We start from the raw sequence: 11,837 nt of genomic DNA on the forward strand, positions 1-11,837 counted from the left end.
CCTTAAGCCAGTGCCGCCGCGCGCAGCTGGGCAATGAAGGCGCGCGCGGCGGGCGCCTGTTCGTGGCGGCGGAAGGCCACGGCGATTTCCGAGCTGATCTGCGGCGCTGCCAGTTCGCGGAACACCACGCCGGGCAATTGCACGCTGGCCATCACGGAGTGGGGCACGATGGCGCAGCCCATGCCCAGCGACACTTCCGTCAGCACGGCCACCAGGCTGCCGGGGCGCGACACTACCTGCGCCGCAAAGCCGCCGCGCCGGCTCACCTCCAGGGTGCCCAGTTCCTGTTCCGGCACGATGAACGCCTGCTGCGCCAGCACGGCCGGTGCCGCCACCTCCAGCCGGGCGAGCGGGCTGTCGGCCGGCACGGCCAGCACGAAGCGGTCGCGCAGCAACACAACTCTGTCCAGTCCGTCCGGCAGGCGCAGGGGCGGGCGCACGAAGGCCAGGTCGACTCTGCCCTGGTCCAGCAAGCCGGGCAGGGCATCCATCGCGTATTCGCGCGCGCCGATCCGGATGCCGGGGTGGCTGGCGCGAAACTGCGCAAACTGTCCCTGCAGCACGCCGGCATAGGCGGCCGAAGCCACGTAGCCGATTTCCAGCCGTCCCAGTTCGCCCCGTCCCGCCCGGCGCGCCACGTCCTGCGCCTGCGCCAGCTGCTCCAGCGCGCGCGCCGCTTCCAGCACGAACAGTTCTCCGGCGGCCGTCAGGGACACGGCGCGCTTGCTGCGCTGGAACAGGCGCGTGCCCAGCAGCTGCTCCGTTTCCTGCACCTGCTTGGTCAGCGCGGGCGGCGAAATGCCGAGTTCCGCCGCCGCCCGCGCGAAGTGCAGGCTGTGCGCCACGGCCAGCACGCAGCGGAAATGCCGCAATTCCATGTCTTTGTCTGTATTCACCATAGGTAAATTATAAGGCGCTTGTCTTATAACAGGAAATAACAGCAGCCTGCTTAAAATACAGGCATGAAGAATACCAACTGGACCCTCTATACCTGCTCGGGCGTGTGCGCGCTGATCATGCTCGACACCAACGTCGTCGCCGTTTCGCTGCCGTCGATCGCCCGCTCGCTCAACGCCAGCTTCGTCGACGTGGAATGGGTGGTCAGCGCCTACATGCTGGCGTTTGCCTCGTTCCTGTTGCCGGCCGGCAGCATCGCCGACCGCCTGGGACGGCGCAAGGTCATGCTGTATGGCCTCTCCGTGTTCGCGCTGGCGTCCTTGCTGTGCGGCCTGGCGTGGACGCCGTTCGTGCTCAACGTGGCGCGCGCCGTCAAGGGACTCGGTGCCGCGCTGCTGCTCACGTCCGCGCTGGCCGTCATCGGCCACACGTTTCATGCGGAAAAGGAGAGGGCGCGCGCCTGGTCCGTGTGGGGGGCGGCCATGGGCGTGGCCATGACGGTGGCGCCGCTCTTGGGCGGCCTCGTCACGAGCGCCATCAACTGGCGCTGGATTTTCTACCTGAACCTGCCCGTCGTCGCCATCCTGATGTGGCTGGTAGGCAGGCACGTGGACGAGTCGAAGGACGCTTCCAACGCCAGTTTTGATCCATTGGGCGCGCTGCTGTTTTCCGCCGGCCTGTTCTGCATCATCTGGGGCTTGATCGACGCCAGCGTGGCGGGCTGGTCCAGCCATGCCACCATGCTGCGCTTTGCGGCCGGCGCCGCGCTGCTGCTGGTGTTCGTGCTGGTGGAACGGCGCCAGCGCGCGCCCATGGTCGATTTGAGCCTGTTTGGCCGGCGCGTGTTCGTCGGCGCCGTGCTGGGCATGTTCGGCTACGCCATCGCCGCGCAAGTGATGATGACCTTCTTGCCGCTGTACCTGCAGAACGGCTTCGGCTTTTCCGCCGTGCTGGCCGGCTGCGCCATGCTGCCGTTCGCCGTCGCCATGGTGGTGTTGTCAAGGCTGGCGCCGCGCGCCATGCGGGTGCTGGACGACCGCGGCATATTGGTGACGGGCTTGCTGATCGTCGCCGTGGGCAACGTCGCCACGGCGCTGGCCGCCGCCAGCCTGCAGTACGGCTGGGTGGCAGCCGGCATGGTCGTCACGGGCGCGGGGGCGGGCTTGCTCAACGGCACGACCCAGAAGGCCATCCTCGCCTGCATCCCCCGCGAACGCACGGGCATGGGCTCGGGCATCAGCACCACCACGCGCTTCGTCGGCATCGTGCTGGCCGTGGGCGCGCTGGGCGCCGTGCTGGCCATGCGCACGGCCGCCTCGTTCGAGAAACTGGCGTGGCTGCACGGCTTGAAAGCCTCGCCCGAGATGATCGGGCGCATCGTGGCCGGCAACGCGGCCGACGCCTTCGGCCAGCTGCCGCCCGCGCTGCAAGCCGTGGCGCAGGAAGCGGCGCGCCACGCCTTCATCGACGGCTTTGCCAGCGTGCTGTATCTGGCTGGCGGGCTGGCGGCCGTGGTGGCGGCGCTGGTGTTCGTGCTGGCCAGGCCGCTGGAAAAAGTGTAACTCTTCAGCAAGATGCGCGTGCGCCGCCCGCACTTGTAATATGATGCCATCGAGAAATACATGGCAATAATATAACTATCGCAGGGAGTAGCATGCGCAGAAAACGCATTATCGTGACCAGCGTGCTGGTCGCCGTCATCGGCGTGGCCGCCCCCCTGAGCCTGGCCTTCTATTTGTCGTCCGTGCGCGCCGAGCAGGGCGAGCAGGAACGCCTGCGCCTGCTGGCCGGCTACGCGCTCGAGCGCGCCCACCGCTCCATCGCGTCGGCCGGGCTCGCCTTGCGCAGCGCCGATGCGCTGGACCTGGCGCCGTGCTCGGAGGCGCATATCCTGCAGTTGCGCCGCATCACCATCACCACGCGCAGCATCGACGATATCGGCTACGTGGAAAATGGCTTGCTCAAATGCACGTCCACGGGCATCGAAGAAGCACGCATCGCCGTCACGCCTGCCGGTTTCACCCTGGCCAACGGCATGGGCATCGATTTCAACCTGCGGCCCGTCGTCAGCGGCGGCAAGCGCATGGTGGGGCTGTCCCACCGCGCCTACAAGGTGCTGATCGATCCCGTACGCTTTTCCGACGTCATCGTCGACAGCGATATCCAGATGGCCGTGGCCATCGGCAAGCAGGGCGTGCTCGACACCCTCCATCATCCCGACCCGGCCGTGGTGCAGGCCCTGCTCGCCGGCCAGCCAGCGGCGGACGGCCACATCCACGCGACGCTGTACCGCGACGGCTTGACGGCCGTCATGATCGAGCCCCGCAGCAAGCTGAACGACAGGCTGCGCCGCGAACAGCTGCTGCTCCTGCCGCTGGGCCTGCTGATGGCGGCCTTCATCGTCGGCATTGTCATCTGGCTGTCGCGCCGCCGGCTGTCCTTGCGCGGCGAACTGGAAACGGCGGTCGAGCGGCGCGAATTCTTTGTTCATTATCAACCGATCATCGCGCTCGACACGGGCGTGTGCGTGGGCGCCGAGGCGCTGATACGCTGGCGCCGTCCCGACGGCAGCATGATACGGCCCGACCTGTTCATCCCCGTGGCCGAGGAAAGCGACCTGATTCTGCCCATCACGGACCAGGTGATCGCCTGCGTCATCGCCGACATGCGCGCCGCGCTGCTGGCCGACCGCGAACTGCACATCGCCATCAACCTGTGCGCCAGCGATATCGAGACGGGCAGGGTGCTCGACGTGCTCGAACGGGCGCTGGCCGGCACGGGCATCGAGGCGCAGCAGATCTGGCTGGAAGCGACGGAACGGGGCTTCATCAACGTGGAAGCGGCCCGCGCCACCATCGAAAAAGCCAGGGCACGGGGCCACGCCGTGGCCATCGACGACTTCGGCACCGGTTATTCCAGCCTGTCGAGCCTGCAAAACCTGCCGCTCGACGCCTTGAAAATCGACAAGTCCTTTGTCGACACCATCGGCACGGATGCGGCCACCAGCAGCGTCACGCCGCACATCATCGACATGGCGCGCACTTTGAACATGCTGATCGTGGCCGAAGGCATCGAAACGCAGCAGCAAGCCGATTATTTGCTGGAACGCAAGGTCGAATTCGGCCAGGGCTGGCTGTTTGCCAAAGCGCTGCCGGCCTTGGACTTCCTCGCCTTTTACGCAAGCCGCCGCCTGCCATCGCCCACATGAAACAGCCACGCTTTCCCTATCCATTGCAGCCGCTGCGCGTGCCGGGCGGCTGGCACATCACCGTCAACACCCTGTTCGAGGTGGAGCCTGGCCCGGATACCATGCAATGGTTCAGCAGCGCATTGCTGCTGTGGGGCAGCTGCCGCGACAGCGGTTACTGCTTCAATTCGCATTTTGAACCGGAAGACGATCCCGATGGCGAATTCGTGCTGGAGATGGGCAAGGTGGCATACGACCGCCACGGCAAGATCGTCCAGGGCAGCGACGCCTTCCTCGGCGAATTTCGCACGCGCAGCAAGGCGCAATTCGTCGCCCGGGTCGAGCAATTCATGCAGGACCCGGCAGCCTAGGGTTACTGCTTGCGCGGCAACACCACGTCCTGCCCGCCTTGCGTGAGCACGGCGCCGGCGATCTTGCCCGCGGCATCGCGCGTAAAGGCCAGGTCCGCCTCGATGGCGCGGAAGAAAAATTGATCTTTCGCGCTGGCAAACAAGGGGGCTGAGCCGACGCCCGTGCCTGCCGCTTCCAGGCCATGCTTGCCCAAGGTCACCGTCAACGTGAAATCCTTGTCCAATGGATACTCGCCCACGTACTCGGCCAGCGCGGCGCGCGGCAATTCGATGGCGGCCGGCGGCTTTTTCAGCGGCGGCAAGGGCGTGCCGGGCAGCAGGGCGGACAAGCCCAGCGCGTCGATATCGCGCGCCGCGTTCGTCAACACCACCACGCCCCGCTTGCCGTCCGTCGTGAACGCCGCATAGCTGGTGTAGCCGCCCGTCTGGCCGCTGTGCCAGGCGTAGCTTTGACCCTGCCGCTGCTCCAGCAGCCACGCCAGGCCGATTTTCGTCTCGCTGTCCGGTGCCAGTTGCCGCTGCGGCTTGAGCGCCAGCGCATACGGGCGCAGCGGCTTGAACATGTATGCTTGCAGGTAGGCAACCATGTCGCGCGCGCTCGAATATACGCCGCCGGCCGGCGCCACCACGTTCAAATCCCAGGCGGGTGTCGGCTCGCCCGACAGCAAATGACCGGGCGCCAGGCGCGCCAGCATGCCGTGCGTGGGCGTGTTCGACGTCGAGCGCATGCCCAGCGGTACCGCGATGCGCTTTTGCAGCAGCGCTTCATAGCTGGTACCGGCCTGTGCGGCCAGGGCCGTGCCCAGCACGGCATAGCCGATGTTCGAGTAGTCAAATTTGGTGCCCGGCGCGCGGGGCAGATGGTAGGCGGCGAGAAACTGCCGCTGCTTCGCTTCCGTGTAGTCCGCATACGGATTGGCGGGGTCCTTGGGCGCGAAATTGTCGGGCAGGCGCGGCAGCGAGGAATAATGCGTGGCCAGGTCGAGCAGGCTGATCTGCTTGCCGTCGAAGGCCGGCATGGTGTACCCAGGCAATATTGCCGTCACCGGCGCGTCGAGTTTGACCTTGCCTTCGACGACGGCGTCGGCCAGCAGCAAGGCCGTCATGGTCTTGGTGACGGAACCGATCTGGTAGACGGTGTCGGCGCCCGGCTTGGTATTCTTGCCTGCATGCACGCTGCCAAAGCCGTAGACGGCGCTGGTCTTGCCGTCGATCACGGCGATGACGATGCTGGGGAGCATGCCCGTGCGCGTGAGTTCCTCGGCGCGCTGGCGCACGGCGTCGTCCAGGACGGGCGCGGCCAGGGCGGCGCTGCCGAGCAGGCAAAGGGGGAGAAGGGCGAAAGTGGGTGTCATGGGTAACCTTGTCCAGGGTGGGCCGAATGCACGCCGGCACCTGGATAAGATGGCTGGCATGCCCTGGGAAGCATACGGCGCCAACATGAAGGGCGTCTGAGTTTTATGCTACTTTTACCGCTTTGCTAAGGTTTGCGCTTGCCCGGCATGGCCTGGCCGTTCTGGTGCAGGACGACGCCCGTGATGGCACCCTGGGCGTCGCGCTGGAACACCAGTTGCGCTTCGACCACCTTGTAAAAGAAGGTGTCCTTCGCGCTCGCGTACACGGGCGCTTCGGGCTGGCCCGTGGCGCCCACCAGCAAGCCGTCGGGACCCTGGCGCACGCTGAGGACAAACGTGGGCGCCAGCGCATACTGGCCCGCATATTGCGCCAGCTCGGCCGGGGCGATGGCGATTTCCTTCGGCGCCGGGGCATTTGGCGGCGGCAGGCTGCCGGGCAGCAGCACGCCCACGCCCAGCCCATCGACGTTGCGCGCCGTGCTGCTCAGTACCACCACGCCCCGCTTGCCGTCCAGGGTGTAGCCGGCAAAGCTGGCATAGCCGCCCGTCTGCCCGTTATGCCAGGCGAAAGGCTGGCCCTTGACCTGGTCGAGCATCCACGCCAGGCCGATCTTTTTCACGCCGTCGCCTTCACCTTCGCCGGCCAATACCCGGCGCGGCTGCACGGCCAGCTGCTGCGCAGGACTGCTCGCCCGCATGTACGATTGCATGTAGGCAATCATGTCGCGCGCGCTGGAACGCACGGCGCCAGCCCCCGCGATGGCCTGGAAATCCCAGTTCGCGGCCGGCTTGCCATCGGCCAGGTGGCCGGGCGCCAGCCGCGCGCGCAGGGCGGGCGTCGTCACTGCCGAGCTGCTGCCCATGCCCAGCGGACGGAAAATGCGCGCTTGCAGCAGTTCTTCGTAAGACATATTGGCTTGCGTGGCCAAGGCCGTGCCCAGCAAGCCATACGCGAGATTCGAGTATTCATACGCGGCGCCCGGCGCGCGCGCCAGCGCATGGCCGGCCAAAAAGGTGCGCAGCTGCGCCTCGCCATAGCCGACGTAGGGATTGGCCATGTCCGCCGGCGCCAGGTTGGCAGGCAGGCGGGGCAAGCCGGAAAAGTGCGTGGCCAGCTGGCCCACGGTAATTTTCTGGCCCGTCAGCGCGGGGATGGCGTAGGCGGGCAGCAGTTCGGCCACCGGTTGATCCAGTTGCGCTTTGCCCGCCACGACGGCGTCGGCCAGCAGCAAGCCCGTCATGGTTTTCGTCACGGAGCCGATTTCATACACGGTGTCGGCATCGGGCACGCCCTGGTCGCCGGGCCGCACGCGGCCGAAGCCGTACACGGCGCTGTCCTTGCCGTCGATCACGGCGATGACCAGGCTCGCATGCTTGCCGTCACGCACCAATGTTTCCGCCCGTTCCCGCATGGCCGCGTCGAGGGTGGGCGCGGCCAAGGCGGCACCGCCGGACAGGGACAGGAGGGGCAGCAGCAGGGTGCGTAAGCGTGGAGGCATCGTCGATTCCGTCAGGAAAGTGATTGGTGGGAATACAGCATAACAGCATCACTGGAAAGATAGCCGTTTTGGCAAGATGGTGCGGCGATCATGGCCGCCAGCTGCGCGCGCATGTCGGCGGCCATGCCGAGCAGCAATTCACCGCGCCGGCGCGCATCGGCCCGTTTCTTCGATGGCACCGCGGCCAGATCCGGCACGCGGTAAGCAGCGCAGGGCAAGTGATAATTGCCGTCGCGCATGCGCAAGGCATGCAATTCCTGCCACGCCTGGTCGTAATCGGCGGCGATATGGCGCCGCCGGCGCGCATTCAGGGCGATGCGGTTGTCATTGCTGATCAAGAACAGGTTGGTGCAGGCGAAAAAATCGCCAAAATCGCGCAAGGCCGTCACCATCAGGTTTTTCGGACGGCAGCCGTGCAGCGCCCGCGTGGCGTCCTTGACGGCCAGCTTGCCCGCTTCCGAGCGCAAGCCTTGCAGCGCGCCCAGCTGCAGCGAGACGCCATCGGCGCGCGGCACGAACAAAAAGCTGGCCAGGTACAGGGGCAGGCCGTCGCGCGTCAGGCGCAGGCACAGTTCGCCCTCGCGGTAGCTGTCGTGGATGGCCGTCAGCTGCAAACGGTATTGCGCCCCGTCCTTGCCGTCGAACGCGGCCAGCACCACGGCTTCGCGCGCGGCCCGCTCGACCAGCGCACGCGCACCCGCCTGCCACAGGAAGCGGTAATGCCCTTCCAGCAAGGCCAGGCGATCCGCGCAGCCGAGCCGGCGCGAGGCGTATGGGCGGTAAATCTTGAAGCGCAGGCAGGGATGCAGCTGCGCCAGCGAGTTCAAGCCCGGCATGCTGCCGAGGAAGGCGTGCCAGCGCGTGCGCTGGCGGGGAAAGAAGAGGGCGCCCAGCGCCGCTTTCAGACGGTGGCCGCTGGCGGAATATAGTGGCACTGCGGGTGGCGTGGCGGGCGGCACGGCGGCGCCGTGGTGCAAGGTCAAAGCGATGTCATTCATGGTTCTGCCGGAAAATGGCAGGCGCTGCACAATGAGAGCCTTGCCAATTTGAATGCTACGCGGGCCAGGTGAATTTCATATTAAGAAGCTATCCCCACGGATATTTAGAGGATGGAAACTAAACATTTGCCTTTTGGCAACGTCGCCGGTTATGCTCGCGTCACTGTGACCCGATGAAATGATTGCACCCCATGAAACTCCGCCATTTGCTTGCCATCCCCATGCTGCTCGCCGCGCAGGCCGCCCATGCCCAGGACCGCACGGCCGATCCTCTGGCGCCGCTGGCGCAATGCATCAACCGCAGCCAGTTCCAGTTCAAAACGCAGGACCGCTTGCCGGCCAGCGCGACCACGCGCGTCGTCAAGATGGCGGCGGGGGAGCGCCGGGTCTCGACGGCCGATGGCTACCGGCTGATGCTGTTCCGCAAGAGCAGCTTGCCCCTCGCGAATCTGAAGATCGAGCGCAGCGCCGCAGGCCAGTTTGCCGCCGACCGCGAGACCATCGTGGCGCAAATGCAGGAGATGTCGGCCAGCAGCAAGCCGCCGAATCAGGTGCCGCTGGAAACGGACGCGCGCCAGGGAGTGGAAGTGCTAGGATTGAATAACGCCAGCATCGCGGAGACACCGGGCATTATCAGTTTCTATACGCTGCTGCATGCCGCCAGCGGCACGGTCGCCAGCGCCTATGTGCTGAACCAGCCGGCCGACCCGCGCGACTTTGCCACGGATGCCCAATACCAGGCCTTGCGCGACCAATTCATTGCTTCGCTTGCCAACTGCATGGCCGATCCTGCGCAGTAAGACAAGCGCACAGGAAGGAGACGTGAACCATGAAAAAAGCCGCTGCAAGCGCGCCGCCCGCCGGGGAAGCGGCAATCACCGAATCGCCCGCCCGCCAGATCGACGCGAAAATCGCCTCGCTGGCGGACTGGCGCGGCAAAACCCTGGCCGCCGTGCGCGCACTGATCCACCAGGCGGACCCGGAGGTGGTCGAAGAAGTCAAATGGCGCGGCGTGCCCGTCTGGTCGCATGCGGGCATGATTTGCACGGGCGAAACGTATAAACTGGCCGTGAAACTCACCTTCGCCAAGGGCGCCACCTTGCCCGATCCGGCCCACCTGTTCAATTCCAGCCTGGACGGCAACACGCGCCGGGCCATCGACATCCACGAAGGCGAGCATCTCGATGCCGCGGCGTTCAAGGCGTTGATACGCGCCGCCGTGGCCGCAAATACGGCGCCAAAACCAAAGCGAACGAACACTTGAGACATTATCTGTATATCTGGCACGACCCGGCCGCGCGCATGCTGGTCGCCTCCGGCATCGAATTCAACGATGTCATCCCCGCGCTCCTGGACGCGGACGGCATCGTGCTGCGCAAGGGCAGCGCCGGGACGCCCAGGAAACCTGCCGGCTACCAGACCCTGGCGCGGCAGCAATTGCCAGCGCTGGCGCATGAAGATATCCATGCCTGGGGCAGCCACGCCTGGGCCGATTGGCAGGGCGCGCCGCCGGCCCCCGGCGATGCGGACGTGGCCGCGATGCTTGACCATCGTGGCGCGCTCACGCCGCCTGCCGCCTTGCGCAGCCGCTTTCTCGCCTTTGCGCACGACGACGGCTGGTACCTGAAACTGTTGTATGCGGCATGGGACGACGCGGCGGCCTTGCTTGCCGGCGCCATCGCGCCAACCTTGGGCGCGCTCGACATGGACGCGCTGCAACGGGGAGGCGAAGGTTATTGGCTGCAGGATGGCGCGGTCCAGGCCGAGCTGAAAACCCACGATATCGACAGCGTGCTGAACCGCCGTTTGTAGCCCATGAAAACGCCACAAGAAAAGAAACACCTCAGTTACGCCAAAGACCGCCGCAATACTTATGGCGAAAACAGTAAATCCTCGCGCAAGGCGATTCACGCCGCCAAGGCACGGGCGAATCGCATGGAGAGACATACGCAAGAGCAACTATTGGCGTCCACCCTGAAAGCGGACGACGCCGAGCAGTTGGCAGCGGTCGAGAATCGCGTGCGTGCCACGCCGCCCAGGCGATGGCGCAAGTTTCCCGATACGGCGCTCGGCCTGGTGCTGGCGCGCCGCCGGCCTGCTTGATACTGGCGGCACGGTTTGGTCTCGGCGGCATCCAGGAAAAGATGTAAAAAGCGGGGCACAGCGCGGCTTTGCCGCAGCAGCGGCACCAGGGCAGCCTGGATGGCGTCCTCAAGCGCATCCTGGCGGACGCCGACGCCACGGTGTCCGCGATGGCTGTCCAGTGCGACGGTGCCCGTTTGAAATTGCAGCTCCCGGCGGCGGAAGATGTCTCATTGCTCAGTTGCCAGCGCCAGCAGCGTCGCGTGGATTGGCATCAAGGTGAAATGCTGTGCGTACTCGTCCCCGTCGGCCGTCATCTGGCAGGCGAAATACTGGGGCAAGCCTTGAACGCTGGCCAGGCCCGTCCCGCGACCGTCATAGAGACCCCATACCATGTAGACAAGCTCAAACAGCGCGTTTCTCCCGGCTATCCATGAGCAGGGCCAGCTTGGCCGCCATGCCGGCACTGTCGCGCAGCAAGGTATCGCGTTCCAGCGTCAGCGCTTCGGCGCGCTGCTGCGCTGCCTGGGTGTTTTCCGCCAGCATGTCGAGCTGTCTGTCCTGTGCAGCCAGCGCCACCTTGGCGTCGTTCAGCGCCAGCAAGGCCGTGTCCAGCTTGGCCAGCAGGGCGTCGGCCGAGGCGGCCGCCTGCAAATATTGAAACTCGAACTGGTCGCGCTCGGGGCGCACGGTGGCCAGCGCCTCGCGGTCGGCGGCCGCTTCATCTGCCAGGCGCGCGTGTTCCGCCTGCATCTGTGACAGGCGCATGTCTTGCTGCACCAGGGTCGCCTGCTGGCCTTGCAGGCGTTGCTGCAACTGCGCGTTATCCTGCTCCAGACGGCTGATCCGTTGCTGCGCCTGGGCCCGCTCCTCGCTGCGCTGGGTCGCGGCCGCTTCCTGGTAATGGTCGAACTGCGAGCGCACCTGCGCCAGCTGGCGGTTCAGGGCGGCGATTTCCTCGCCCCGGTCGGCCAGGCGCTGCGTCAGGCCCGCATTGTCGCTGTGCAAGGTCGCCAGCGTGACGGCGCGAAAATGGTGTTCTTCCTTCAGTTGCGCCAGCGCATGCTGGGTGGCGCGCAATTCCTGGGTGAGGGCGGCGCGCGCCTCCGTCAGTTTCAAGCGTTCGCTTTCCGTCTTCTTCAGTGTTTCCAGCGCCGCATCGCGTTCCGCGCGGTGTTGCTGCATGCCCGTTTCCAGCTGCTGCGCCACGTCGCGCTGCTGCTTTTCATAGACGCCGCGCATCGCTTCCATCAATTCGGCCGGCAAGCCTGACTCCGTTTTCACGGCGCCCGCGCCCTGAAACTCTTCCTTCCAGCGCTTGAGCAGGGGTGCGATGGTGCTCTTGCTGCCCGTGCTGCCCAGCGCTTCGCGCACATTGTCGACCGTGGGATTGCGCCCATCGGCAGCGACGATTTGGGCTGCTTTCATAACATCAGAGTACAGAATGC

13 protein-coding genes are annotated in these 11,837 nt (G+C 65.9%); 7 read left to right on the plus strand and 6 right to left on the minus strand.

From position 1 onward, the window contains the following. Window positions 1-2: 2 nt before the first annotated feature. Window positions 3-899: a LysR family transcriptional regulator gene (locus D9M09_RS12115; protein ID WP_240453623.1), complete on the minus strand. Its 897-nt coding sequence runs from the start codon at window positions 897-899 to the stop codon at window positions 3-5. Between the two features lie 63 nt (window positions 900-962). Here D9M09_RS12115 and D9M09_RS12120 point away from each other — a divergent pair, with 63 nt between their 5' ends. From D9M09_RS12120 to D9M09_RS12130, 3 genes are all read left to right on the plus strand, one after another. Next, the gene (locus D9M09_RS12120) at window positions 963-2,459 is read left to right on the plus strand and encodes an MFS transporter (protein WP_070310773.1); all 1,497 of its coding nucleotides are present in this window, start codon (window positions 963-965) and stop codon (window positions 2,457-2,459) included. A gap of 92 nt (window positions 2,460-2,551) precedes the next feature. After that, window positions 2,552-4,105 carry an EAL domain-containing protein gene (locus D9M09_RS12125; protein ID WP_070288355.1) on the plus strand — a complete coding sequence of 518 codons (1,554 nt, stop codon included), beginning with the start codon at window positions 2,552-2,554 and terminating at the stop codon, window positions 4,103-4,105. Beyond that, window positions 4,102-4,455: a hypothetical protein gene (locus D9M09_RS12130; protein ID WP_121669391.1), complete on the plus strand. Its 354-nt coding sequence runs from the start codon at window positions 4,102-4,104 to the stop codon at window positions 4,453-4,455. The genes D9M09_RS12125 and D9M09_RS12130 overlap by 4 nt, the downstream gene beginning before the upstream one ends. A 2-nt stretch (window positions 4,456-4,457) precedes the next feature. Here D9M09_RS12130 and D9M09_RS12135 read toward each other — a convergent pair whose 3' ends face one another. From D9M09_RS12135 to D9M09_RS12145, 3 genes are all read right to left on the minus strand, one after another. Continuing rightward, window positions 4,458-5,810: a serine hydrolase domain-containing protein gene (locus D9M09_RS12135; RefSeq protein WP_162995649.1), complete on the minus strand. Its 1,353-nt coding sequence runs from the start codon at window positions 5,808-5,810 to the stop codon at window positions 4,458-4,460. 125 nt (window positions 5,811-5,935) lie between these two features. Further along, entirely contained in the window at window positions 5,936-7,309 is a 1,374-nt protein-coding gene (locus D9M09_RS12140) for a serine hydrolase (protein WP_121669393.1), read from the minus strand. A gap of 11 nt (window positions 7,310-7,320) precedes the next feature. Further along, window positions 7,321-8,307: a VirK/YbjX family protein gene (locus D9M09_RS12145; RefSeq protein ID WP_121669394.1), complete on the minus strand. Its 987-nt coding sequence runs from the start codon at window positions 8,305-8,307 to the stop codon at window positions 7,321-7,323. Between the two features lie 191 nt (window positions 8,308-8,498). On the opposite strand from D9M09_RS12145, the gene D9M09_RS12150 reads away from it, so the two are divergent. Genes D9M09_RS12150 through D9M09_RS12165 form a run of 4 tightly spaced genes read left to right on the plus strand, consistent with a single transcriptional unit; the run spans window position 8,499 to window position 10,410 of the window. Next, window positions 8,499-9,107: a hypothetical protein gene (locus tag D9M09_RS12150; RefSeq protein WP_121669395.1), complete on the plus strand. Its 609-nt coding sequence runs from the start codon at window positions 8,499-8,501 to the stop codon at window positions 9,105-9,107. 29 nt (window positions 9,108-9,136) lie between these two features. Further along, on the plus strand, window positions 9,137-9,571 hold the full coding sequence (locus D9M09_RS12155; protein WP_121669396.1) for a DUF1801 domain-containing protein: 435 nt from the start codon (window positions 9,137-9,139) through the stop codon (window positions 9,569-9,571). Next, the gene (locus D9M09_RS12160) at window positions 9,568-10,119 is read left to right on the plus strand and encodes a hypothetical protein (RefSeq protein ID WP_070218753.1); all 552 of its coding nucleotides are present in this window, start codon (window positions 9,568-9,570) and stop codon (window positions 10,117-10,119) included. Before D9M09_RS12155 ends, D9M09_RS12160 begins: the two co-directional genes overlap by 4 nt. A 3-nt stretch (window positions 10,120-10,122) precedes the next feature. Next, window positions 10,123-10,410: a hypothetical protein gene (locus D9M09_RS12165; protein WP_121669397.1), complete on the plus strand. Its 288-nt coding sequence runs from the start codon at window positions 10,123-10,125 to the stop codon at window positions 10,408-10,410. A gap of 209 nt (window positions 10,411-10,619) precedes the next feature. Here D9M09_RS12165 and D9M09_RS28935 read toward each other — a convergent pair whose 3' ends face one another. Then, entirely contained in the window at window positions 10,620-10,784 is a 165-nt protein-coding gene (locus tag D9M09_RS28935; protein WP_162995650.1) for a hypothetical protein, read from the minus strand. A 10-nt stretch (window positions 10,785-10,794) separates the two neighbouring features. Further along, the gene (locus D9M09_RS12175) at window positions 10,795-11,817 is read right to left on the minus strand and encodes a DNA-binding protein (protein ID WP_240453624.1); all 1,023 of its coding nucleotides are present in this window, start codon (window positions 11,815-11,817) and stop codon (window positions 10,795-10,797) included. Window positions 11,818-11,837: the final 20 nt, after the last annotated feature.

The organism is Janthinobacterium agaricidamnosum (assembly GCF_003667705.1).
Classification (GTDB): domain Bacteria; phylum Pseudomonadota; class Gammaproteobacteria; order Burkholderiales; family Burkholderiaceae_D; genus Janthinobacterium.

What these genes read in the sequence shown, in the direction of transcription:
- D9M09_RS12115 (WP_240453623.1), bottom strand. Translation starts at nt 899, where the DNA reads ATGGTGAATACAGACAAAGACATGGAATTGCGGCATTTCCGCTGCGTG.
- D9M09_RS12120 (WP_070310773.1), top strand. Translation starts at nt 963, where the DNA reads ATGAAGAATACCAACTGGACCCTCTATACCTGCTCGGGCGTGTGCGCG.
- D9M09_RS12125 (WP_070288355.1), top strand. Translation starts at nt 2,552, where the DNA reads ATGCGCAGAAAACGCATTATCGTGACCAGCGTGCTGGTCGCCGTCATC.
- D9M09_RS12130 (WP_121669391.1), top strand. Translation starts at nt 4,102, where the DNA reads ATGAAACAGCCACGCTTTCCCTATCCATTGCAGCCGCTGCGCGTGCCG.
- D9M09_RS12135 (WP_162995649.1), bottom strand. Translation starts at nt 5,810, where the DNA reads ATGACACCCACTTTCGCCCTTCTCCCCCTTTGCCTGCTCGGCAGCGCC.
- D9M09_RS12140 (WP_121669393.1), bottom strand. Translation starts at nt 7,309, where the DNA reads ATGCCTCCACGCTTACGCACCCTGCTGCTGCCCCTCCTGTCCCTGTCC.
- D9M09_RS12145 (WP_121669394.1), bottom strand. Translation starts at nt 8,307, where the DNA reads ATGAATGACATCGCTTTGACCTTGCACCACGGCGCCGCCGTGCCGCCC.
- D9M09_RS12150 (WP_121669395.1), top strand. Translation starts at nt 8,499, where the DNA reads ATGAAACTCCGCCATTTGCTTGCCATCCCCATGCTGCTCGCCGCGCAG.
- D9M09_RS12155 (WP_121669396.1), top strand. Translation starts at nt 9,137, where the DNA reads ATGAAAAAAGCCGCTGCAAGCGCGCCGCCCGCCGGGGAAGCGGCAATC.
- D9M09_RS12165 (WP_121669397.1), top strand. Translation starts at nt 10,123, where the DNA reads ATGAAAACGCCACAAGAAAAGAAACACCTCAGTTACGCCAAAGACCGC.
- D9M09_RS28935 (WP_162995650.1), bottom strand. Translation starts at nt 10,784, where the DNA reads ATGGTATGGGGTCTCTATGACGGTCGCGGGACGGGCCTGGCCAGCGTT.
- D9M09_RS12175 (WP_240453624.1), bottom strand. Translation starts at nt 11,817, where the DNA reads ATGAAAGCAGCCCAAATCGTCGCTGCCGATGGGCGCAATCCCACGGTC.